Source organism: Planctomicrobium mucosum (assembly GCF_051466335.1).
Classification (GTDB): Bacteria; Planctomycetota; Planctomycetia; order Planctomycetales; family Planctomycetaceae; genus Planctomicrobium.
In genome coordinates, this window is the sequence record NZ_CP195793.1 from 803,926 (window position 1) to 829,048 (window position 25,123).

Here is a 25,123-nt window from a genome sequence, read left to right on the forward strand (position 1 = left end):
TTCTCGTCCGAATCTTCTGCCGTGATTGAATCTCATGTCTGCAACGATTCCACTAATGCGGAGGTTGGTCACCCGGCGGTCTTGGATGGATCGCTATGCTGTCCGCTTATTTATCTGGACTGCGATTGCGGCGATTTCCACATGCGCTCTTTTGGTTTTGGTCACTTTACTTGTGGATCTGATTGATTCACGAGGGTTTGGTCAGTACCGAAATGAAATTGCCGACCTCCCGGCAGTCGAAGACCGCGGGCTGCAATCTCAGGTTGATCGCTTCGGAAAATCTCCATTCTGGTTCTGGCTCGAACCGGTGTATCGTCGTCTGCCTGTGCTCGGCACGACTCCTGGAGCATTGTCGGTACTCGCAGCGGCAACGTTGCTGACATTTATCCTGATGAGCTATTCGCGGACTCACGCACGGGTTCAGTCTGCACTTTCCGCGCGAGAACTCGCAACATGGCTTCGCAATTCGATCCATCGGCAGACACTGCGACTGGGGCCAAGTGATCTGACCGGCCGCCGTTATGAGACAGCGCTCAACCTTTTTGTTGATGACGCTGAGTTATTGCGGGAGTCGCTGACCAACTGGCGATGGAGATTCGTTCGAGCATGGTTCATGCTTCCGGTGATCATCTGTGCGATTCTAATAATTGACTGGAAACTCGGAATTGAGTGTCTCGTCCCAACAGTCGCCTGCTGGTATATCTTCCGTTTTGAGCGCAGCGCTGGAGTCCGAAGACGACAGGTTGCTGAGTCTCACGCAGAAACGGAAGTTCGCTTCCTGGCTGAAGGGTTGAAACAGACACGACTCGTGCGCGGTTACAACATGGAAGAGTTCGAACAGTCTCTCTTCCAGCAACACCTGACGCGTATGACACACGAGTCGCAGACAGGTAGACGATTGGAGCGAACCGCTCTTAGTACAGCCCGATTTGTGCTTTGGATCGGTCTGACACTCGTACTCGTTTTAATCTCGCTGCGAGTCATTTCCGAACTTCAGCCACTTCCGCTTGCCAGCGCCACTGCGATGATCCTTGCTCTGCTGATCTTTGCAATTGAATTGCAAAGCTGGGACCGTCTTTCACAACACAGGCAAGACCTAGTGGCCAGCGGGGACCGAATCTACCGGTATCTGGACGAGATCCCCGAAGTCGGTCAAGCAGTCGGTGCCAAGTTCATCGAGCCCGTCTCGAAATCGATCGTCCTTGAATCGGTTCACTATCAGCATCAGGGACAACAACTCCTGCGAGGGATTGATCTCAAAATCCCTGCGAAATCACAGGTCGCGCTTGTTTCCCTTGATCCGCTTCTTCCCAAAGCGGTCGCCTATCTTCTTCCCAGATTCATTGAACCGACTCGAGGACGAGTGTTCTTTGACGGTGAAGATATTGCTTGGGGAACTCTGGAATCGATCCGGACAGAGACCGTCTATGTCGGGAGTGATGACCCAGTGTTATCGGGAACCATTCTCGAAAACATTATTTGTGGAGACAAACGCTACACCGTCCAAGACGCGATGGAGGCGGCAAAACTTGTCCATATTCATGGTCACATCTCCAGCATGCGACAGGGATATGAAACCTTGCTCGGAAACCGGGGAGAGCTGTTGGATGCGGGGACAGCATTCCGACTTGGGCTGGCGAGGGCTGCACTGCGCGATCCTGCTGTGATGATAATTGAAGAGCCGAAGGTCGCTCTTGATGACGACACCAAAGCACTGATCGATGACGCCTATCAACGATTGTCTGCACGTTGCACAATGATCTACCTTCCAAGTCGGCTCACAACGAGCCGGCGGTGTGACCAAGTGGTCATGCTGCACGATGGGTTAATCGAAGGAATTGGAACACATCAGGAACTGACGAAAGCGTCTGAGTTGTTCCGGCATTGGGACTACGTCACCTTCAGCAGCGTGAGTCGCCGGACACGCCGCTGATTCCACATGCTGCGGGCTAGAGCGCCTCTCACGAGAGTGTGGCGTTACGGCGGCGATAGACGCAGCGTTTGAACGAGTTCATGCCACCATTCGCCGCCACATCCTTTTGAGATAGGGGCTCAGGCTGTCGCTAATTTGATGTAGCATTCTCACGGTCGAGTTCACCTGAGGATGCTCTGTACCACGTGCCCGTGTACATCGGTGAGCCGGAAATCTCGGCCGGCGTGGTGATACGTGAGACGTTCGTGATCAAAGCCCAGGCAGTGAAGAATTGTCGCCTGCAGGTCATGAATGTGAACGGGATCTTCTGTGATGTGGAATCCAAAGTCGTCCGTTTGTCCCAGCTGGATGCCAGGCTTGATCCCTCCGCCGGCGAGCCACATGGTGTACGCCTGCGGGTGATGATCTCTTCCCATTGCTCGTCCTAACGCGGGGTTGTTCTCGACCATCGGTGTTCGGCCGAACTCGCCCCCCCAAATGACAAGTGTCTCATCCAGCAAACCCCGTTGCTTCAAATCGGTGACCAACGCAGCTGATCCCTGGTCAGTCGCGGCGCAGTTCCCTTTCGTGTTTCCTTCCACGTCAGCGTGGGCGTCCCAACCTTCATGGAACAGCGTAACGTAGCGAACGCCTCTCTCAATCATTCTGCGAGCCAACAGGCACGAACGGGCGAATGATGGAACATCGGGTGCGCATCCATACAGTGCCAATGTCTGCGCGGTTTCGGAGGAAAGGTCCGTCAGATCCGGAGCACTTTGTTGCAACTGGGAGGCCATCTCGAATGAAGCGATTCGAGTGGAGATTTCGGCATCACCAGTGACATCCAATCGTCGGGAGTTCAGGTTGTTAACGAGTTGGAATGTCTCTGCTTGTAGTTTGTCTGAGACACCTGCAGGATTCTGGACATTCAGAATCGGAGGTCCAGAGGCTCGAAGCGGGGTGCCGGTATAGATTGTTGGAAGGAATCCGCTGGACCATAGACTGCTTCCACCGGACAAACCAGATCCGGTGCTCATGACGATATAGGCTGGCAGGTCCTGACTTTCGGCTCCCAGTCCATAGAGCGCCCATGACCCTAATGACGGCCGACCGGGTTGAGAAAACCCCGTGTTAAAAAATATCTGTGCGGGAGCGTGATTGAATTGATCGGTCGTCACGCTGTGGATCAGACAGATGTCGTCCACAACTTTTGACAAATGCGGCAACGCGGAGGAGATCTGCGCCCCTGAATCGCCATGTTGAGAGAAGGGAAATCGCCCCCCCATGACGGCAGCGTCAGGCCGAATGAAGGCATAACGCTGATTTCCAATCACTGATGGAGGTAATGGTTTTCCTTCAAATTCCGTGAGGACTGGCTTGGGGGTGAACAACTCGATCTGACTGGGACCGCCAGCCATAAAGAGATGGATCACTGCTTTCGCCTTTCCCGGGAAATGGGGTAAACGGGGGGCCAAAGGGTTTTCTCGCACTGCGGCATTGACCACGCTCGTCGCTGAATTGGCGAGAAGGCCAGCCAGTGCCATCTTCCCAAGGCCGACACCGCACTGCTGCAAAAAGTAACGGCGGGCAATCTGGTTTGTCATCCACATGATCGGAACCCTTTTAACAAACGAAACTGATGACGATTCACGTTGGAGTGTTGTGGCACAACCGGGATCAATTTCGTGTGATTGCTTCGTCCAGACTCAGAATTGCTCTGCTCAAGGCGACCCATGCCGCCAGTTCTGTCGCTTCATCTCCCTGAACACCCGCGAGTGATTCAGCCAGATTCCCGTTCTCTGCGAAGTATGTTTTCTGGGCCTGAACAAAGGTTGTCAATTGATCCAACTCGTCCGTCTCAACGGGACGCGTGACGACCAATCGGAAGATTCGCTCCGCTTTCGCCCGATCGTCACCCGGTGTCGCGACCGCTCTTTGGGCCAAACCGCGAGCAGCCTCAACGAACATCGGATCGTTCAGCAGCGTGAGCCCTTGGATCGCGGTGTTCGAGACATCGCGTTTCGCGAGACACGCTTCGCCACTGGGAGCATCGAAAGTGGAATACATAGCGAAGGGAGCGGTTCGCTTGATGAATGTGTATACACTTCGTCGATAGCGGTCATTCCCGGCACTCGCGTGCCATTTGGGATTTCCATAGGCAGCTTCCGTCACCCCTTCTGGCTGGGGAGGGTAAACGGGTGGGCCGCCCAGTTGGTGTGTCATCAGCCCACTCGCGACGAGAGCGGAATCGCGAATGACTTCCGCTTCCATTCGCATGCGTGGCCCGCGTGTGAGGAAATGATTGGAAGGATCTTTTTCAAGAAGTTCCGGGGTGACAACGGAGGACTGGCGATAGGTTCGGCTCGTGACAATCAGCCGATGAAGAGCTTTCATGTCCCAACCTGATTCCATGAACTCAACCGCAAGCCAGTCTAGCAAGTCAGGATGAGACGGCGTGGCACCCTGGAAGCCGAAGTCTTGAACTGTCGCAACCAGACCGGTGCCAAAAAAAGCACCCCATTGCCGATTCACAAATACGCGTGCTGTGAGCGGATGATCGCGAGCAACCAACCACTGAGCGAAGGTGAGTCGATTCAGCGGCACCCCTTCGGGAATCGGGTTGAGAAAGCTCAACGTCAACGGAGGAATCTGTTCCTTCGGTTGCAGGAATTCTCCGCGGTGACGAAGAAATGTCGGGCGAGGATTCTGCTCGGGACGCTCCTGAAAGACCAGAGTTGTGAGAGACGGAGCAGGGGACATCAACTTTCGGATCTCGGATGCGTGTTTGGCGAGTTCCGGAGCCTGCAAGTAAAAGCCCTGGCGAATTTTCTCCTGCTCATCCTCTGTCACGGCATCCTGACACAATAGCTGATCGACTTCCTCTGACACGTCCAAGGCGACGGGGTCGGCTGCGGAGGTCGCCGAGATGCGGAATTTCCCAAGCGAAGAGGCAAAGTGCCTTCCGAAAATGAGTTTCAATTCAACGTGAGTGAGATCCACCGGTGTCGCTAGTTTGAAGACTGCGGTCAGCCGTTCACCCTGTCTTCCGACGACACTCCATCCGGTTTGGCGGTCACCATCGATGGCCATCATTGCGGTCGCGGGATTGGCCCCAAAGCCGTTCTTTGCATAACTCTCCGAGGCACCCTGAAACGCAACCGGAATCCCTGCGTTCTGGAGACTGATCTCCGTTAAAAAGAAATCACCTTTGGTTCCTTCGTAGTAAGTCATTCCGGGGCCACCACCCGGTAGGCGATTGTCTGGGAGAGCTTCGATCCGAATCGCTGTGACCTGTTTCAGATCTGATCGGGCTTGAATGACGTATTGATCTTCTTTCGTCGTGTCACCAGTGACGAAAATGACCCCGTCCTCTTCCAATGTCAGCAATGGAAGGTTGGACGACATTTTTGTCGGCTCAATGATGGTCCATTTCGCTGCCCGCTGACGCTCACGTTGATACCATTGTTGAAAGGCTGCTTCTGCCAATTCTGCAGCAACAGGAGCAGGTTCACCAGCTTGTTCCGGAGTCGGCCATTGACTTGGGAGTTGTCGGATGAGTTCATTCAGCCGCGCCGCTTTTGCCTGCTCCGCTGCTTCGTCGGGGGCTGACTGAAGTGGGAGTTCCACCTCGTCAGCGTTGTCCAGGCATGCCATCATCCCAAAGTATTCGCGGTGAGAGATGGGGTCGTACTTGTGGTCATGGCACTGGGCGCAACCTGTGGTCAGTCCCAGCCAGGTTGTCCCTGTCGTCGCAACTCGGTCTGTCATAGCATAAAAGCGGAACTCCAAAGGGTCGATTCCCCCTTCTTCGTTCAACATCGTGTTGCGGTGAAAGCCTGTCGCGATCCGGTCAGATTCCGTTGCATTTGGAAGGAGGTCCCCTGCGATTTGCTTGACGGTGAATTCGTCGAACGGCATGTTCTGATTGAGTGCGTTGATGACCCAATCTCGGTACGGCCAGATGGTTCGATTGCGGTCTTTTTCGTACCCATTGGTGTCGGCATAGCGCGCCAGATCTAACCATCTTCGGGCCCAACGCTCCCCATATGCATCGCTCGCAAGTAGTTGATCGACTCTCTTTTCGTATGCATCGGGGCTGGTGTCACGCGCAAACTCGTCCGCCTCTTCCGGGGTTGGTGGAAGACCGGTCAGATCGAGCGAAACTCGGCGAAGCAATGTGTACCGGTCAGCTTCTGCGGAAGGGGAGAACCCGATGGATGTCAGTTTCCTTTCGATGAATCGGTCAATGACATGGTCCGACCATTTCGTCACCGGTGGGACTTCAGAACGCTGCGGCGGGATGAACGCCCAATGTGGCTGCCAGTCGGCTCCCTGTTCCACCCACTTCTGCAGAATCGTCTTTTCCTGCTCGGTCAGGTCTTTCTTGGCGAACGGAGGAGGCATGCGCACGTCGTCATCGTGCGAGAGGATGCGTGCGAGAACTTCGCTGTTGTTCGGATCACCAGGAGTGATCGGGAGCAGCCCGTTGTGCTCTGAGAACAATCCCTCACGCGTGTCTAACCGCAGGCCAGCTTCACGGGTTTCTGGATCGAAACCGTGGCACTTGAAACAGCGGTTAGAAAGAATCGGTCGTACATCTCGACTGAAACTGACGCGGGCTTCTGGAGGCTCAGCCTGGAGCAATTCCGTTGAGACAAAAATTACCGCAAATGCGAACACGAAAACTGAGGCACGTCTCACGAAAACCCTCACTCCTCATTCAGATGAATGAGCCGATGAACATCCCCTCAGGATTTCTCTGAGAGAACCCCCGTTACGTGTTGAGTTCAAACACGTTTTCAACCAGGGAAATTATAGGGGGCGACGGGTGGGAATGCCACGATTCCATGAGTAAACATGGCATTCCCTGTGTGTCACAGGTCCTGCTTAGAACGAGACCACTTCACCACCATTTGGGGTTCCCATGTTTCCCCAGGTCCCGAATGGACTCGGTCCTGACGAAACAGCTCGGGCGTTCTGATTCCCTGTATCGATGTTGGAACTAATGAACCGAACCGAACCATCCATCATCCCGACGTTGACTCCGCCGGTATGACGGCTGTTTGGTGGAAAGACTCCCCAGTCGTTGTCTGGATTTCCACCGTAGGCACACATTGGAGAATTGGGGGGCGTCATTGTTGTAAAACCGTTCACCCCACTCCATCCGGATGTAAATAACAATCCTCGCCACGAATTCGAGGCATAAGCTGGATCAAACCGATTGGCGTCGACCCGCGGCAACAGTGTCATGCAGTTGAAGGGAACGCCGTGAGGGGTCCCATCCCAAAGAGCATCCAACCTCGCGACATTCGCACGAATGTCATTGCCGCCTTTTGTGTCAGGGGACAGACATTCGCTGACGGCAACCGTGTTACTTGTGCCGTCGACAACATCCCTCATTTTCTTTCTGACCCGGTAGAACATGCCTCTCGCAATGGTCTTGCGATGCGAATCGCTCCCCGGCATGTGTCCTTGGGTCCAAAGTCCATCTCCCAAGGAAAAGACGTAGCTGTTGAGTGGAGCCGTTCTCCCGTTGAATGTTGGGTCTGTCTGCCGAGTTCCCGAGTTGGAAGGACATTTCACATTACTCAAATCTGTGGCGTAAACCTGATCCACATTCCAGGGGGCCCCGAGCGCAAGAGGAGTGACCGAGTCGATTGCGTTGTAAAGCGGGGCTTGTTCGATATACGGCAGCAGATAGACCATCGTTCCAACGCGACCACCATTTCCTCCATCGGGGTTATCGAACTTCCCGTACATCCCATCGCCTCCTGCGGGAAATTCATTGTAGGTGTCGTGGAAGTTGTGAAGTGCGAGGACCACTTGCTTGATGTTGTTTAAGCATTGGGATCGGCGAGCTGCTTCACGAGCTTGCTGGACAGCAGGCAACAATAGCGACACAAGAACGGCGATAATGGCGATGACAACCAGGAGTTCGATGAGCGTAAAGCCGCTCCGTGGTCGTGGAATCTTCCTCATATGAGTGGAAGATCTGCGGTTGTGTGACAGCATGATAGAACAGCTCCGATGCCCGAGAATGAAGAAGAAATCAAAGACGTCGTTATTTCGGAAACGTTTGCAAGACTCGTACTGCTGCTCCAACGTCGAAAGACTGTTTCGATCGCCCTTTCTCAACCGTCAGCTCAAGGGGCGTGGACGCAGGGCTCGAAAACTTCAGATCGACGAGGTTTGCGGTCCCCGTCGAATTCGCTGCGGGTTTTGAATTCAAGTTTGAGAGGTCAGTTCCGGAAGTCGGTGGGATTTCGAGCTTGGAAATGAGAACCTTGTATTTTCCGGCGGGAACTCCGTGGAATTCGCCAATCGTTTTGAGAACCGCGACCCCGTTCTCGTCTGTCGCTCCTCCGCAACTCCACTTTAAGTCGTTCGAGTCAGATACGAGCCTCACCAACGCTCCTGCGAGCGGCTTCCCGTCTTGGATCACTGTGACTTCCGCGGGGTGAAGTTCAGGGAGCCCGTCTGGCCGCTTTTCCTGCCGGCAGCCAACGAGATTCAACAATGTTGGGATCAAGAGACAGCAGATAAAGCGGAATCGCATGAGGAGAACCCAATCGATCGTTTAATGTAAGTGAGCATCCAAGTATCAACGCGGTGTGAGCGGCTCGGCGAACTTTGTTATTTCTATTTGTTCATGTTCTTAAATAAGTGTAAGTTTTGATTGAAGTCGCATCAATGCCTTTTGAGTTGTTGGGTCTCGCGACTCCGGCACTCTGAACCGACAGACAATCGATTCACCTCAGAATGCGATCTTGGAAGCCCTAGGAATCAGTTCTCGCTGACTGCGAATGGACGTCGCGACTCAATTTCTTGAGAACAATTGCGCGATTGGTGAGCATGGCATGAGAGTGGGGTGCTTAATTGGAGGGCATTTTCGTGGGGTTGTTTTCTCGTTGGCCCGTCAGTTTTCCATTTTAACGGCGAGGATTTGCGGACTTCCTGCAGAACCGCCTGTTTGATTAGCAATTCGGTTAGTCTCAGCGAATTGGTATCAAAACTGCGAGTGACGAGGTTCCCGGAGGCCAGGAATACGCGAAAATCGATCAGAAACAGGCTTCCGTTAAGACGTGAAGCGGCGACGTGAAGAATTTCGTGGTCCAGATAGCTCCGACCGAATTTCATCTCATCTCAAATTTTCAAAACAAGACAATGACATCTAGACAGGATCATGCAGTGCAAAGAAACTCAGCCCTCGATGGATGAGTCTGTACTGCTGATTTCGCCCAATACCAAGTCGCCCGATCCATGAGCACATCACATCACTTCCATAGCTACCAAACAGATCAGTTCTACGATGAACTCTTTGAATCGAATGGAAAGCCGAGGCCTGGAAGTCGGCTGCTCATCGACAAAATCAATTCACTTGAAGACGGAGATCTGAAATCGCGTCAGGAAGCGATCGAACGTGCACTGCTTCGCATGGGGATCACGTTTGCAGTCTATGGTGACAACGAAGGGACAGAGAAAATCTTCCCGTTTGACATTGTTCCCCGCATCGTCGAAGCATTCGAATGGGCACACATTGAAGCGGGACTCAAGCAGCGCATCAAAGCGCTGAACATCTTCATCAACGATATTTATCACGATCAGGACATTATTAATGAAGGGCTGATCCCGCGGCCGATTTTTGAAAAGGCGAAGTCCTATAGAAAGGTCTGCCACGGGCTGAACCCACCTCGCGGAATCTGGTGCCATATCACTGGAACCGATCTTGTCCGCCATGGGGATGGCGCGATTTACGTCCTTGAGGACAATCTCCGCTGCCCTTCAGGTGTCTCGTACGTTCTTCAGAATCGCCAATTGATGCAGCGGACCTTTCCGAACATCTTCGCTGCGTCACAGATTCGCCCGGTCAACGACTACGCAAGCCATCTCTACGAAACTCTTGTTCATCTTGCTCCAGATCACACGAATGAGCCAACCGTCGTTGTGCTGACGCCGGGTATTTACAACTCAGCGTACTATGAGCATTCATTCCTTGCTCAGCAGATGGGAGTGGAACTCGTCGAAGGTCGTGATCTGGTCGTGAAAGACGGTTTTGTCTACATGCGAACGACCGATGGCTTCCAGCGAGTCGACGTCATCTATCGCCGAATTGACGACGACTTCATCGATCCCCAGGCTTTCCGTGCAGACTCCATGCTCGGCGTGCCGGGACTGATGGAAGTTTATCGAAATGGTCGTGTGGCACTGGCCAATGCCCCCGGGACAGGGATTGCCGATGACAAAGTGATTTACGCCTACGTTCCGGACATGATTCGCTTTTATCTGAACGAGGAGCCAATCCTCCCGAATGTTCCAACATATATCTGCGATCGGGAAGACGATCGAAAATACGTCTTGGAACATCTTCATGAGTTAGTCGTCAAAGCGGCAAACGAAGCGGGTGGATATGGCATGTTGATTGGTCCACATTCCACGAAAGAGCAGCAAGCGGAGTTCGCTCACAAAATTCAGGAAGACCCAAGAAATTACATCGCTCAGCCGACATTGTCACTCTCTCGAGTTCCGACGATGATCGATGATCATTTTGAAGGACGGCATGTCGATCTGCGACCTTACATTCTTTACGGAAAATCGATCTGGGTGCTTCCGGGAGGGTTGACGAGAGTTGCATTGAAGAAAGGGTCGCTGGTCGTCAATTCTTCACAAGGAGGAGGGAGTAAGGACACCTGGGTCATCGCCCGGCATGGGGAGCAGACGCAAGATCAGACCGTGAGTCTTTGATGTGTCTGTGCGTCATCAATAACGCCCCGTTCGCTTTGATTAATTCGTTGAAAATAGATACCGAAATATCATGCTGAGCCGAGTTGCTGAATCAGTTTATTGGATGGCTCGATACATTGAACGAGCAGAGAATCTGGCGAGATTTATCGATGTTTCGATGAACCTGATCCTAGATCAACCCGACAGCGCCCGACAACAATGGGAACCGCTGATTTTTGCAACTGGGGATGAGGAAGTCTTCAAGGAACGGTACGGAGAAGCGACTTCCGAGAGCGTGATCCAGTTTCTGGTTTACGATCGCGAGAATCTGAACTCCATCATCAGTTCACTGATTATGGCGCGGGAAAACGCCCGCAGCGTCCGTGAAGTCATTTCGTCGGAGTCATGGGAAAAGATCAACGAGTTCTACCATTTCGTGCGAGACTCTTCCAAAGGGAATCGCTCGATGGAGGAACTTGCCGATTTCTTCGCAGCGATCAAGGATCGCAGTCATCTCTTTAATGGCACTCTGGACGCGACGTTGTCACACGCGAGAGCGTGGCACTTTGTGAATCTCGGTCGTCTGCTCGAACGTGGCGACAAAACCAGCCGAATTCTTGACGTGAAGTATTTTACTCTCCTACCGCATCTACAGGATGTTGGAACGACCGTCGATGACCTCCAGTGGTCCTCCGTACTCCGTTCGGTGAGTGCGTTCGAGATGTACCGAAAGCGTTACCACAGCATCACCATCCATCGGGTTGTTGAATTCCTGATTCTCGATAACAACTTTCCGAGAGCAATCCGGTTTTGTCTGGATCGGGCTGACATTTCGCTGCACGAAATCAGCTCGACGCCATTGGGAACCTATCGTAACGGCGCTGAACAGTTGCTGGGCCGCCTCAAGGCCGAACTGGCCTACACGGATGTCGACACGATCATTAATCAGGGACTCCACGAGTTCATTGACTCGCTGCAGATCAAACTCAATGCGATTGGTGAAGCGATTCACGAAACCTTCTTCACACTCCGTTCAATTGAATCGATTCAACGTCAATCACAGTCTCAGTGAGAACTGCAATACAGTGAAAACTGTAATTCTGACAGTTGCGAACTCATTGCGAAGACAGCCAACACTTAAGACCGGGAATGGCGATTCAGTCCTCCGTCATTCCCCAACACAACAGGTTGAGACACCTACATGGCCATTCGGGTTGCGCTGCACCATCGAACCTCGTATCAATACGACAAGCATATCGGGATTGGCCCGCAAATCATCAGATTGCGGCCCGCGCCACATTGTCGAACTCCGATCTTGAGCTACTCGCTGAAGGTTTCTCCTAAAGATCACTTCATCAATTGGCAGCAAGACCCGCATGGGAATTTCCTCGCCCGTTATGTTTTCCCGGAGAAAGCGGATCATCTTTCGATCGAGGTCGATCTCATCGCGGATATGACGGTGATCAATCCGTTCGACTTCTTTATTGATGAAGCTGCGAACACTGTCCCGTTCAAGTATGAAGACTGGTTGGTGCGAGAGCTTCGTCCGTTCCTTGAGACCGAAGAGCCCGGGCCGCACTTCCAGAAATTTTTGGATTCTCTCGACCGATCACCCAAAGAAACGACAGCGTTTCTCGTCGCGTTGAACAGCCAGTTGAACCAGAAGATCAGCTATCTGATCCGGATGGAACCGGGCGTTCAAACTCCTGAAGAAACACTCTCCACAGGATCTGGATCGTGCCGCGATACAGGATGGTTGCTCGTTCAGACGCTGCGGCATCTAGGATTGGCAGCCCGCTTTGTCTCTGGCTACCTCATTCAGTTGACTCCGGATGTGAAGTCTCTCGACGGTCCAACCGGAACGGATGTTGACTTCACCGACTTGCACGCGTGGGCAGAGGTCTACATTCCTGGAGCAGGGTGGATTGGACTGGATCCCACTTCGGGCCTCTTCGCTGGGGAAGGTCACATTCCACTCGCCTGTACTCCTGACCCGCAATCGGCAGCACCGATTACGGGGGGAATCGAACCCTGCGAGTCAGAATTCGATTTTTCGATGACAGTCACTCGCATCCACGAAGATGCTCGTGTGACCAAACCGTATTCCGAAGAGCAGTGGAGTGCGATTGATGAACTCGGTCGCAAGATCGATGAACGACTTACCGAACAAGATGTCCGCCTGACAATTGGTGGAGAACCAACATTCGTATCCATTGACGACATGGAAGGGGCGGAGTGGAACTCTGCCGCCGTCGGACTGACGAAACGCCGACTCTCTGAAGAGTTGATCAAACGCTGCCAAAAATCATTTGCCCCCGGCGGACTACTGCATTACGGGCAAGGAAAATGGTATCCCGGTGAATCGCTCCCACGCTGGTCGCTTGATTGCTACTGGCGAAAAGATGGCGTTCCCATTTGGACTCACCCGGAATACATCGCGGACAGCGACAAGAAGTCCCATTACGGGGCGTCGGACGCCAAACGATTTCTGCTAACGATGGCAAAGATTCTCGGCGTCACGCAGAAATTCATCGTCCCGGCATACGAAGATGCTGCGTATTACCTGATGAAGGAACAGAAACTCCCCATCAATGTCGATCCTCGAGATCCCAAGTTAAGTGATCCGGAGGAACGGGCCAGAATTGCGAGAGTTTTTCAGAAAGGGCTCAGTGAACCGACGGGTTATATCATGCCGATCAAACGGCAATGGTGGCAGGCGCGTTCACGCTGGGTCAGCGGGCATTGGCCGTTCCGCGGAGAACATCTTTCATTGTTGCCGGGGGATTCTCCTATCGGATTGAGATTGCCAATAGAATCACTTTACTGGGTTCCCACTTCCGAGCGTGACCCGTTCGTCGTAGCAGACCCATCGATCCCAAAGCAGCCGTTGCCTGCGTCCTACCAGTACAATCTCGGATCGCAAGCAGAAGCGACTGAGAATCGGAAGTACGCTCCGGCTCAAATCGAGCAAGCAGAACTCCGAGAAGAGATCGAATTCGATGTCGGACAGAATATTGAATCAGCCGCCGCTCACAATGTCGTTCGAACGGCACTCTGCGTGGAACCTCGTGATGGTCGGTTGCATTTTTTCATGCCGCCTGTTGAGTCGTTGAACGATTATCTCGATTTGGCTGCAGCGGTTGAGGCAACGTGCGTTGAACTCAATATTCCAGTGGTCATTGAAGGTTATCATCCACCGGATGACCCACGCATCAACAAAATTAAGGTGACTCCAGACCCGGGTGTCATCGAAGTCAATATTCATCCTGCGCAAAGCTGGGATGAACTTGTTTCGACGACAACGATGCTTTACGAAGAAGCGAGACTCACTCGTCTGGGCACTGAAAAGTTCGATCTGGATGGTAAGCATACCGGGACAGGAGGAGGCAATCACGTCGTTCTGGGAAGCAATACCCCACTTGAAAGCCCGTTTTTACGGCGACCTGATTTGTTGAAAAGTCTTCTCGGCTTCTGGATCAATCATCCTTCGCTTTCCTATCTCTTTAGTGGAAGGTTTATTGGTCCCACCAGCCAGGCCCCGCGTGTGGATGAGGGGCGTCGAGACTCATTGTACGAATTGGCTCTGGCATTCTCGTTAGTCCCGAAACGGGGTGAGCACTCACCACCTTGGCTTGTCGACCGTCTGTTCCGCAATTTGCTGACGGATCTGACCGGAAACACGCATCGATCAGAGTTCTGTATCGATAAGCTCTTCTCCCCGGACAGCAGTACCGGGAGACTCGGCCTTGTCGAACTTCGTGGTTTCGAAATGCCTCCTCACGCTCAGATGAGTCTCACCCAGCAGCTTCTGGTGAGAGCACTTGTCGCGGCATTTTGGGAACAACCTTACGAACAGCCGATCAGCAACTGGGGAACGTCGTTGCACGATCGGTTTATGCTTCCCCATTTCATCTGGAGTGATTTTGGAGACGTACTCGATGATCTGAGTCGACGCGGAATCACGTTTGATCGTCGCTGGTTTGCGCCTCACTTCGAATTCCGCTTCCAGAAAATTGGAGAGACTTCCAAGAGCGGCATTCACTTGGAGCTCCGGAACGCGATTGAGCCTTGGTACGTGCTGGGAGAAGAACCAGCAGGGGGCAGCACCGCGCGTTTTGTCGACTCCTCAGTCGAACGACTCGAAGTCAAGGTTCAAGGGTTGGCAGAGGCCCGACATGTCATTACATGTAACGGGCGACGTCTCCCGATGACTTCCACTGGTGTTCAGGAAGAATTCGTCGCTGGATTGCGATACAGGGCTTGGGCACCGGCCAGCTGCCTGCATCCCACAATTCCCGTTCATACACCATTGGTCTTTGATATACTCGATACATGGTCGAATCGCTCGTTGGGCGGCTGCATGTACCATGTCTCCCATCCAGCGGGGAGAAATTACGCGACATTTCCTGTAAATGGTTACGAAGCTGAAGCAAGACGGGCTGCAAGATTCTTCGAAACCGGGCATACTCCGGGAACATTCGCTGTTCCTCCAAAAGAACTGAATCCGGAATTTCCACTGACTCTCGATTTACGGCGAGCGGTGGTTTCCGCGTAAATTCCGTCTGCGCCAGACTTAAACGCATTCATGTCATTCGACCCGTTTCAATCATATTCGCCCCGTCACCGATCCTACGATGAAGCTGTCTCGGCAGATGGAGAGCTTCGCGCCATCTGGAAATCTCTCTCAAGGGATCTGCAATCTCTTGGATCAGCTGAGTTGCAGAGACGGTGGGAACAGGCACAGCAACAAGTGACCCGGGATGGATTCACATTCAATCCGTATGACGCCGATGGGACGGTCTCGAGACCTTGGGTGCTGGATGCGATTCCCCTCCTGCTCAAGGAGGCTGAATGGAAGGAAGTCGAAGAGGGACTGGCTCAACGAGCGACGCTCTTTGATCTGATCCTGAAAGATCTGTTCGGGGCTCAGGATCTGATTCGGGAGAAGCATCTTCCTCCGGAAACGTTCTTCGCGCATCCCTGTTACTATCCTGCCTATCACAAACTCGAACAGAGATCGAAGTGCTTTCTGCACTTGTATGCCGCCGATCTCGCCCGCTCTCCAGATGGAGCCTGGTGGGTCGTCTCGGATCGGACACGCGCTCCATTCGGTCTTGGATACGTTCTCGAAAATCGCATTCTGACATCACGATTGCTTCCCAAAGCTTTTCGGGAAATGAACGTTCAGCGACTCGCATCGTTCTTTATCACTTTCAAAGAATCACTACGAGTTCTGGCAACCCGTTCGCAAGAGAATCCGCGGGTCGCGATCTGGTCAAAAGGACCGCAGAGTAAGGCGTACTTCGAAGATGCCTACCTCGCGAGATATTTGGGCTATCAACTCGTTGAAGGGGGCGATCTGGCGGTCCGCGAGAACCGCGTGATGCTGAAAACTCTCGGCGGACTGGTTCCTATCGAAGTGATCTATCGTCGTCAAGAAGATGATGACTGTGACCCCGTCGAACTGAATTCATCATCGATGTCGGGGGTCGCTGGGCTTCTCGAAGTGATTCGATCAAACAATGTGGCACTGGCGAACCCGTTGGGAAGTCGCCTCGTTGAGTCGCCGTTATTCATGGCGTTTCTTCCCTCACTGTGCGAACAGTTGCTGGGAGAACAACTCAAGATTCCGAGCATCGCGACCTGGTGGTGTGGAGAAGAAAAAGAGAAGAAGTACGTTCTCGATCATCTGACCGAACTCATTATTCGTCCCGCTTATCGCACGGTCGACTCAAAGCCGCTGCAGCCTTCCAAGATGACGAAGCAGGAATTGAACGATTTAAAGGCAAAAATTCGTGCAAATCCATCGTACTACGTCGGGCAGGAGACTGTTGAACGATCGACGACTCCCGTGTGGAACGACCAAAAGCTCGTTTCGTGGTCACTGGCACTTCGTAGCTTCCTGGTTCGCAATGGGGATTCCTATTCCGCTTTGCCAGGGGGACTGGCTCGCGTTGCCAAAGACGGGGAACTCCTCGACCAGAACACAACAACGGGAGAACGAAGCCAGGACGTCTGGATCGTGTCAGACGATCCGATTCACGAAGTGACTTTGCTCGCTCCGAAAGATCAGGTGATCAAACTTCGGCGAGGTCGAGCAGATCTCCCAAGTCGAGTCGCTGACAATCTCTTCTGGCTGGGGAGAAGCATTGAACAGGCAGAGTCGACAAGTCGTCTCCTGAGGACCCTTTTACTCTCCGTTACCGGTGAAGAAGGATTTCTCGCGGAACAACAGGCGCTGTTACGCACGTTGGTGGAACTTGGCCAGATTGCACCGGACTATGTGATTCCTGAGCTGAATACGGGACTTCCGGGTCTCGACAAGATGCTTCCCGAGGCGATCTTCGATACGAAGCTTCCCAAGAGTCTTCGCTCAGCGATTCGAGAATCCTTTCGCCTGGTTTCAGCAGTCCGGGACCGCGTCTCCGTTGATGCCTGGCGAATTCTCCATCGGGTTGAGCTTTCCAGTAAGACGCCCATTAAAGACCTCGCTGATGTCGTTGAGTTTCTGGATCGCGTCATCCTCGATCTCATGGCATTCTCCGGATTGGCTGCCGAGAGTATGACGAGAACTCAAGGATGGCGGTTCCTTGAACTCGGTCGCCGGGTGGAGCGGGCCTGGCAGACGTCGATGCTGTTAAAATCCTGTTTGACTGGTGAACTGGGAGAAGAACATTCCGTTCTCGAAACCGTTCTGGAAGTCGCTGACAGCATCATGACCTATCGGTCTCGCTATCTGGCAACGGTACAGATTGTACCGGTGATCGACCTGCTGCTCATGGATGACACTAACCCACGTTCTGTGATCTTCCAGCTTCAGGAGATCTGTAAGCACGTCGACAACCTTCCTCGCGACGAAGATCAGGCTCATATGAATGTTGAACAGCGAATGGCACTGTCGATCTACAATGCTGTCCGACTGAACGAGATTCACGAACTCTGTATCACGAGTAGCGATGGGCATCGTGACGCGCTCGACAAACTCCTGAAGCGTATCACTGATCAATTACCGAAACTTGCGGACACGATGTCTAGTCGATTCCTTATCCATGCCGGACTTCCACGGCACTTTGGCGCCAAGTTTCCCAACCCTTCTAGCATCATGGATGGTGCGCCGTGAAGTACCGGATAAAACACAAAACTGTTTATTCATACAGCAGTCCCGTACGTGTCTGCCACAACTACGTGATGTTGACTCCGCGGAATGAGTTTCCTGTCAAAACTCATGCATCCACGATTACGATCAAGCCGTTCCCGCAAGTTTCTCAGGAACGTCAGGATGCCTTTGGAAACACAATTCGTACGTTTTCCATTGAAGAGAACCACAAACAACTCTCAGTCCTCGCTGAGAGCGTTGTCACGATCTCGAAGCGTTCACTGCCGAGTCCGGAATCGACTGTTCCCTGGGAAGAAGTCGAAGCTGGTATCCGACTTCAGGAAGATCCGAATTGGCTCCCAGTCTGCCAATTTGTCTACAACTCACAACGCATTCGGCGTTCAAACTTATTTCGTGATTTCGCATTGAAATCCTTTCAGCCCAATCGTCCCATTCTCAAGGCAGCCATCGATTTCAACTCGCGGATTCACAAGTATTTCAAGTACGACACCGAATCCACAAATGTGATGACAACTCCGGAAGAGGCGTTCAAATCAGCAGCGGGAGTTTGTCAGGATTTTGCCCATGTGCAGCTTGCCTGTCTGCGGTCGATCGGCCTTCCTGCAAGGTACATGAGTGGATATCTCCGTACGATTCCTGCACCGGGAAAAGAGCGATTAATTGGTCAGGATCAATCACATGCCTGGATATCACTGTACTGTGGAGAAGAGATCGGTTGGGTCGACTTCGATGCGACCAACAACTGCCTGCCAGAAACGGACCATATTCCGATTGCATGGGGGCGGGATTATTCTGATGTCGCTCCCTTCAAAGGAGTCTTTCTCGGCGGTGGAGATCATCACCTGAGTGTTTCAGTCGATGTCGTTCCGTTCAACAAACTCGCTGAGAAATCGGATGAAAATCGAGATCCGGGTGAGACGTCGAGTTGAGAGGTTTTCAACGTTCAGAACGGTGAATCCAGTCGGTAATCTGATCGTCCAACCAGTGCTGCCCACGCAAGGTGCAGAAGCCCAGATGGCCTCCATGGCGTGGCATCACAACACGGCAGGTTGAGGAATACGCCGCTTTCTGAAACTGTGCAATCGGAATGAGCGGATCGTCTTGAGCGGCGATGATCAGTGTCGGAACTGAAATCCCCTCGAGATACTGCTGAGAGTTAGATTTGGCGTAGTAGTCAGCTGCGGAAGCGAAGCCACTGACGGGGGCTGTAAAGGTTTCGTCAAATTCGTAGAGCGTTCGGGGAGGTTTCGCAAACCATCCATCTGGAACCACGGTGTCCGCACGTCGCTTCACTCGTTCGTGGATATCGCGAGTGCAAGATCGGCAGAAGTATTGGTCATAGACCTTTGCTAGTCCTCGCTGCATCGCGACAACACTGAAATGGAGATCGATGGGGGGACAGACGGCCACCGCACGCTGGACCATGTCGAGCGACTTCCGATCACGATGCTGTTCTCCGAGGAACTTGAGGGCAACGTTCCCGCCCAGCGAGAAGCCGATCAATGTCACAGGTGTTCCCGGCATCTGCCGATCGAGTTCGTTGAGGAGCGACGCCACATCGTCCGATCGTCCACTGTGATAGGGGTATCGAGCCAACCCAGCCCCGGCGCCGCACCCTCGCCAGTCGAGGCGAATCGTTCGGATCTTTTCCTTGTTCAGTCGCGAAGCAACCCGAACCATGTATGGACTTGAATGGCTTCCTCCCAGTCCATGCAGAAGAACCGCGACCGGCCCGCCGGGCTGCCAGTCGTCAGGGCAATCATCCTGATAGACCAGTTGATCTCCGTCCGCGAGTGCCACTTGTCCAGCAACTCTTCTTGTTTTTGAGAGACCCTTCTTTCCATCAACGTTACGGAATAGATACAGCCCAGCCAACGTTTGAACGTGCCCGTTACGAAACAACCAAGGGGGTGAAAACTGAGATTGCGTGTCCAAGGAAAATTTCTGTTTCAGCTGCGAGATCGCAATTTACATGTTGACTAGGAAATTTCTTACGAGAATCTGAAGGAAGAGTGTGAACAAATGACAGTCGTCCCGCCAGAGACCGGAATCCGAATCAGGACGGTCGCATTTCAATTGGGGTTCGGAAAGAGATCTTTCGAGAGGCTGCTGAACTGACTGAGGGGATTACTTTTCCTTTAGAAATAAAGGTCGCTGGCTTCAGCCTGCTATTCTTTGCTCTATCAACAGAGATTCACCCCATGAAGCTTTGCAGGCCCACACAGAAATCGAGCCATTCGATACTTGAGTAGAGACCGTTTCTGCTTCCCCCGAATGAGCTGTTCCACGCCTCGAAGTCTGAGGTTCATAAAGGTCAAATGAACATCCCCTCCCGCATCCTTCTATTCCTCTTATTAGCGCTCCTGTCGTTCTCAGGTTGCATTGCACAAGCGGAGTCTCACGAAGATCCTCGTTCTGTCGCCCAGAAACACGATGACGACGACGACGAGCAGGACGACGACGAGCAGGACGACGATGATGATGACGACGATGATGATGACGACGACCATGATGACGACGACCATGATCGGGAAGTGCATCGTCAGCCGCACGGAGCAATGCATGCAGCCTCGCCACCGACTCCGGTAAGTAAGAACGATCCGCACGCAATGGCCGCGAAATTAGGGAAGAAGGGGCACCACCCCGAACACCCCGAACACAAGATCGTCGTGACGAGCGTTGTGAGACAGGATGCGGTCAACACTCGGGCTTACGTTTGCCAGATTCGATCCTGCCAACACATTGAAGTCCGCGCACTTGAAGGGGGCTACTTAGAGAAAATCGGAGTAAATGAAGGGCAGGAAGTGAAGAAGGGAGAACTGATGTTCAAGATTCTCCCGACCCTCTATCAGGCTCGTTTGGACTCTGAAGTCGCTGAAGCGAACCGGATTCAAATTGAGTTCGATAACTCAACCAATCTGAATAAGAAGGGGATCGTGTCTCCTCAAGAGTTGGCAATCAAAAGTGCCGAACTCGCCAAGGCGAAAGCAAATGTTGCTCGCGCACAGGCTGAGCTGAACTTCTGTGAGATCAAAGCACCATTTGACGGCATCGTCGACCGTCAGCGCCAGCAGCTTGGAAGTCTCGTCGAAGAAAATGGAGTTCTGACAACACTTTCCGATAACCATGTCATGTGGGTCTATTTCAACGTGCCCGAGGCTCGCTACTTCGAGTACCAGATGAAAAATGATCCAAACATGAAAATCGAATTGAAGCTCGCGAACGGAAGCATCTTTCCGGAGCCCGGAAAAATCGGTGCGATCGAGGCTGACTTTAACAACACCACGGGGAACATTGCCTTTCGTGCCGACTTTGAAAACCCACAACGGCTTCTTCGCAACGGGCAGACTGGCACAATTCTGATTCATACAAAACTCAAAAATGCACTCATCATTCCTCAGCGAGCGACGTTTGAGATCCTCGCACGGCGATATGCATATGTCGTCGATAAAGACAACGTCGTGCATCAGCGAGACATCTCGGTCCTCAGCGAGCAGGATGATGTCTTTGTGATCCAGGATGGTCTGGAAGAAGGTGAGAAAATTGTCTTTGAAGGGATTCGACAAGTTCGTGACGGTGAAAAAATTGAATTTGAGTTTCGTGATCCACAACGGGTTCTCGAAGATTTGAAGAACCACGCAGAATAAGCAGGCCTTGTCGATGTTCACGAAATTCCTTCATCGCCCAGCGTTGGCGATCGTTATCTCCCTGTTGATTCTGTTCATGGGCGGCCTGTCGATTCTCGGCCTCCCCATCTCGCAGTTTCCAGATGTCGCCCCCCCCAGCGTGATTGTTTCTCTCTCCTTTCCGGGAGCGAGCGCAAAGATTCTCGTTGAATCGACACTGGTGATTCTTGAACGCGCCATCAACGGTGTCGCGGACATGCGGTATATGACTTCAGCTGCCACGAGTGCAGGCGAAGCATCGATCATGATCACCTTCGAGCCGGGAACCGATCCCAACGTCGCGGTCTTGAATGTGAATAACCGCATTCAGATGGTTAGAAACCAGCTTCCACCGATTGTGGAACGGGAAGGGATTATTGTTCTGCAGAACATGACCAGCATGCTGATGTATGTGAACGTGTTCAGCAAAGACCCGAAGATCGACCAGAATTTTCTCTACAACTACGTCTCGTCTGACCTGCTGCCGGAAATTCAACGTGTTCGCGGGGTCGGTCAGGCGAAGATTCTGGGGAACCGTGCTTACGCCATGCGTGTCGAGTTGGATCTCGATCGAATGCGGGCATACAACGTCTCTGCCGAAGACATCATGAAGGCCATCGAGAAGCAGAGCACCATCGGATCGCCTGGACGATTAGGGCAGGCGACCGGAAAGACTTCGCAGACAATCGAATACGTTCTGACATGGATCGGGCGTTACAACAAGCCGGAGCAATACGAACAAATCATCCTTCGAGCCAGCGAAGAAGGCGAAATTCTTCGCCTGAAAGATGTCGCGGAAGTCTCCTTGGGATCTTCTTTCTATGACCTGTATTCAGATATTGATGGATTTCCCTCAGCCTCCATCGTGTTGAAGCAGATCCCGGGTTCCAATGCCGCGGAGGTCATCAAAGAAGTGAAGGCCATGTTGAAGGAAATGAAGACAGACATGTTTCCTCCAAAGATGGACTACGCGATCAGCTACGACGTCTCGAACTTCTTGGATGCCTCGATCGAGAAAGTTCTACATACGCTCTTTGAAGCGTTCATCCTGGTGTCAGTGGTGGTGTTTCTGTTTCTGGGGGATTTCCGCAGTACGCTCATTCCAACGCTGGCAGTGCCGGTTTCGTTGATCGGAACGTTCTTCTTTATGAGCGTGTTCGGGATGTCTATTAACCTGATCACACTTTTCGCGCTGGTGCTGGCAATCGGGGTCGTTGTCGACGACGCAATCGTCGTTGTCGAAGCTGTCCACGAAAAAATGCATATGAAACATCTCTCTCCGTACGCTGCCACGAAGGAAGTGGTCGGAGAAATTAGCGGCGCCATCATCGCGATCACTCTCGTGATGACCGCGGTCTTCATTCCGGTAACGTTCGTTCCTGGGGCAGTGGGGGTCTTCTATCGCCAGTTCGCGCTCACGATGGCGATGTCCATTGTCCTGTCCGGCGTGGTCGCTCTGACGCTGACTCCGGTGCTGTGCGCAATGATTCTGAAGCCGCATGGCGATGAGCAGCAACATGGAATCGTGGGGTTTATCAACAATGTACTCAATCGTTCGCTCGGGCGTTTCTCGTTCATTCCTCGGACGCTGCTGGTTCTGATTCTCGGTGCCGCACTCGGAGTCGCTGCTTATGCTTCCTTGCATGTTCATTTGATTCATGAGGTCTTGAACGAGCAGCTTGAGCTGACTCCTGAGCGAATGATGATCATCGGGAGTGTCGTGGGTGTCTTGATGACCTTGTCATTCCGCGCCACATTTTCTGGCAGTGAGCCCGGCCGGAAGAAGGTGCGTGGTCCGATTGGTGTTTTTCTGCGTGGATTCAATTGGTGCGTCGACAAGGTGACAGCAATCTTCGTGGCCATCGTGCGTCGCATTATTTCCTGGAGAATCGTGACGCTAGGTGTGATTGCAGCCTTCGGCTATGCAATTTTCATGATCAACCAGTATCTCCCCTCTGGTTTCATTCCTCTGGAAGATCAGGGAGTCATCTATGGAATTATTCAGACGCCTCCCGGATCGACCCTCGAATACACCAATGCCAAAGCACACGAACTGCAGAAGATCTGCGAAGAGATGGAGGACGTCACCTCGGTAACCTCTCTGGCGGGGTATGAAATTCTGACGGAAGGACGCGGTTCCAACGCAGGGACCTGTTTGATCAATCTGAAGCCGTGGGCGGATCGAGAGAAAACCTCAAAGGAGATCATTGAAGAACTGGAGGCGGAAGGAAAGAACATTTCCAACGTGAAGCTGGAATTCTTCGAGCCACCAGCAGTTCCTGGATTCGGAGCAGCGGGGGGATTCTCGCTGTGTCTGCTCGATAAGACCAACAGCGGTGACTACGACAATTTTGGCAAGGTCACAGAGGCCTTTTTGGCGGACCTCAACAAGCGAAAGGAATTGAAAGGGATCTTTACGTTCTTTGCCAATAACTACCCTCAGTACGAAATCCTCATCGACAACGATGTCGCGATGCAAAAAGGAGTGTCCATTGCAGACGCTCTTGAAAACCTCTCTATCGTGGTCGGAAGCACATGGGAACAGGGATTCATCCGCTTCGGGCAGTTCTACAAAGTCTACGTCCAGGCGCAGCCTCAGTTCCGCAGATATCCTGAAGACCTCACGAGTATGTTCGTCAAGAACGAAAGTGGCGAAATGGTCCCATACTCATCGTTCATGCAGATCGTCAAAAGCCAGGGGATGAACGAAATCAACCGCTACAACTTGTATACGACCGCCATCATTCAGGGAGCCCCTGCAAGTGGCTACAGTAGCGGACAGGCAATGGCAGCGATCGAAGAAGTCGCTCGTGACACTCTTCCAAAGGGCTATGGAATCGGCTGGCAGGGTCTGTCGTACGATGAAGCGAATAAGGGAAACACAGCTGTTTACATCTTCCTGGTCGTGGTGCTGTTCGTTTATCTGGTATTGGTTGGCCAGTACGAGAGCTTCCTGCTTCCGCTGGGAGTCTTGATTTCGCTCCCAATCGGTTTGTTTGGCTCGTTCCTGATGCTGAAAGCAATGGGGCTGGCGAATGACGTCTACTGCCAGATTGGACTTGTGATGCTGGTGGGGCTTTTAGGAAAGAACGCGATTCTGATTTTCGAATTCGCGATTCAGCGTCGCCATGAAGGACTGTCGATCAAGGATGCTGGCATCGAAGGGGCTAAACTTCGGTTCCGCCCAATTGTGATGACTTCTTTTGCGTTTATCGTCGGTTTGATCCCGCTGGTGAAGGCGACCGGACCCGGTGCCATCGGAAATCGTACGATCGGAACGACCGCTGTCGGGGGAATGTTGATGGGAACGCTCGTGGGCGTGTTCGTGATTCCGGGGCTTTACTACCTATTCGCGAAACTCTCGGATGGGCGAAAGTTAATCAACGATGAACATGATTTACCTCTCGCTGAAATCTTCGAGCGGGATAGCTCAGTGGCTGGTCATGCTCCCACAGACCACTAATTGACTCAACGATTCGTCTACAAAGGCGATCGTCTCGCTGCAGTTGTCGGACCCGTTTAAAAAACTAGAACGGAGGAGACTGTCTCCTCCGTTCTAGTTTTTTCAGATCCGGAATTTCCCGTCACCGATGCCCCGGGAATCTGAAGAGTTTGTAATCTCCCTCCCGGAACCGACTACTAGGTCGCCCTGCTTAACCCGGTGATCTAGTGGGGTCGCTACAATCGTTAAACTTCTTGGCTGCTGAT

Annotated in this window: 13 protein-coding genes; 8 read left to right on the plus strand and 5 right to left on the minus strand. The window is 52.6% G+C overall.

Annotated elements, in window-relative coordinates:
* Positions 1 to 34 precede the first annotated feature (34 nt).
* Positions 35 to 1,933 (plus strand): ABC transporter transmembrane domain-containing protein, encoded by a 1,899-nt coding sequence (locus SH668x_RS03370; RefSeq protein ID WP_437187284.1) that lies wholly within the window; start codon positions 35 to 37, stop codon positions 1,931 to 1,933.
* 161 nt (positions 1,934 to 2,094) lie between these two features.
* Here the strand turns inward: SH668x_RS03370 and SH668x_RS03375 are convergent, their stop codons facing one another.
* The 4 genes from SH668x_RS03375 to SH668x_RS03390 all read right to left on the minus strand — a co-directional run bounded on the left by SH668x_RS03375 (position 2,095) and on the right by SH668x_RS03390 (position 8,468).
* Positions 2,095 to 3,522, minus strand: a complete 1,428-nt coding sequence (locus tag SH668x_RS03375; protein WP_437187285.1) for a DUF1501 domain-containing protein — start codon at positions 3,520 to 3,522, stop codon at positions 2,095 to 2,097.
* A gap of 67 nt (positions 3,523 to 3,589) precedes the next feature.
* A complete protein-coding gene (locus SH668x_RS03380; protein ID WP_437187286.1) occupies positions 3,590 to 6,613 on the minus strand; it encodes a PSD1 and planctomycete cytochrome C domain-containing protein in 3,024 nt (1,007 codons plus the stop codon).
* 186 nt (positions 6,614 to 6,799) lie between these two features.
* On the minus strand, positions 6,800 to 7,924 hold the full coding sequence (locus SH668x_RS03385; protein WP_437187287.1) for a DUF1559 family PulG-like putative transporter: 1,125 nt from the start codon (positions 7,922 to 7,924) through the stop codon (positions 6,800 to 6,802).
* A 49-nt stretch (positions 7,925 to 7,973) separates the two neighbouring features.
* Complete coding sequence (locus SH668x_RS03390) at positions 7,974 to 8,468, minus strand: carboxypeptidase regulatory-like domain-containing protein (protein ID WP_437187288.1); 495 nt, start codon at positions 8,466 to 8,468, stop codon at positions 7,974 to 7,976.
* Positions 8,469 to 9,172: 704 nt separating this feature from the next.
* Between SH668x_RS03390 and SH668x_RS03395 the strand changes: the two genes are divergently transcribed.
* The 5 genes from SH668x_RS03395 (at position 9,173) to SH668x_RS03415 (ending at position 18,679) form a co-directional block, all read left to right on the plus strand.
* The gene (locus tag SH668x_RS03395; protein WP_437187289.1) at positions 9,173 to 10,654 is read left to right on the plus strand and encodes a circularly permuted type 2 ATP-grasp protein; all 1,482 of its coding nucleotides are present in this window, start codon (positions 9,173 to 9,175) and stop codon (positions 10,652 to 10,654) included.
* Positions 10,655 to 10,724: 70 nt separating this feature from the next.
* Positions 10,725 to 11,705, plus strand: coding sequence for an alpha-E domain-containing protein (locus SH668x_RS03400; RefSeq protein WP_437187290.1), 981 nt, complete (start codon positions 10,725 to 10,727; stop codon positions 11,703 to 11,705).
* A gap of 129 nt (positions 11,706 to 11,834) precedes the next feature.
* Positions 11,835 to 15,188: a DUF2126 domain-containing protein gene (locus SH668x_RS03405; protein WP_437187291.1), complete on the plus strand. Its 3,354-nt coding sequence runs from the start codon at positions 11,835 to 11,837 to the stop codon at positions 15,186 to 15,188.
* 30 nt (positions 15,189 to 15,218) lie between these two features.
* Positions 15,219 to 17,753, plus strand: coding sequence for a circularly permuted type 2 ATP-grasp protein (locus tag SH668x_RS03410; RefSeq protein ID WP_437187292.1), 2,535 nt, complete (start codon positions 15,219 to 15,221; stop codon positions 17,751 to 17,753).
* Positions 17,750 to 18,679 carry a transglutaminase family protein gene (locus tag SH668x_RS03415; RefSeq protein ID WP_437187293.1) on the plus strand — a complete coding sequence of 310 codons (930 nt, stop codon included), beginning with the start codon at positions 17,750 to 17,752 and terminating at the stop codon, positions 18,677 to 18,679. Before SH668x_RS03410 ends, SH668x_RS03415 begins: the two co-directional genes overlap by 4 nt.
* Positions 18,680 to 18,686: 7 nt before the next feature.
* On the opposite strand, the gene SH668x_RS03420 is transcribed toward SH668x_RS03415, so the two are convergent.
* Complete coding sequence (locus tag SH668x_RS03420; RefSeq protein ID WP_437187294.1) at positions 18,687 to 19,685, minus strand: YheT family hydrolase; 999 nt, start codon at positions 19,683 to 19,685, stop codon at positions 18,687 to 18,689.
* A gap of 383 nt (positions 19,686 to 20,068) precedes the next feature.
* Between SH668x_RS03420 and SH668x_RS03425 the strand changes: the two genes are divergently transcribed.
* Both SH668x_RS03425 and SH668x_RS03430 read left to right on the plus strand, forming a co-directional pair.
* On the plus strand, positions 20,069 to 21,397 hold the full coding sequence (locus SH668x_RS03425; protein ID WP_437187295.1) for an efflux RND transporter periplasmic adaptor subunit: 1,329 nt from the start codon (positions 20,069 to 20,071) through the stop codon (positions 21,395 to 21,397).
* 13 nt (positions 21,398 to 21,410) lie between these two features.
* Complete coding sequence (locus SH668x_RS03430; RefSeq protein WP_437187296.1) at positions 21,411 to 24,878, plus strand: efflux RND transporter permease subunit; 3,468 nt, start codon at positions 21,411 to 21,413, stop codon at positions 24,876 to 24,878.
* Positions 24,879 to 25,123 lie beyond the last annotated feature (245 nt).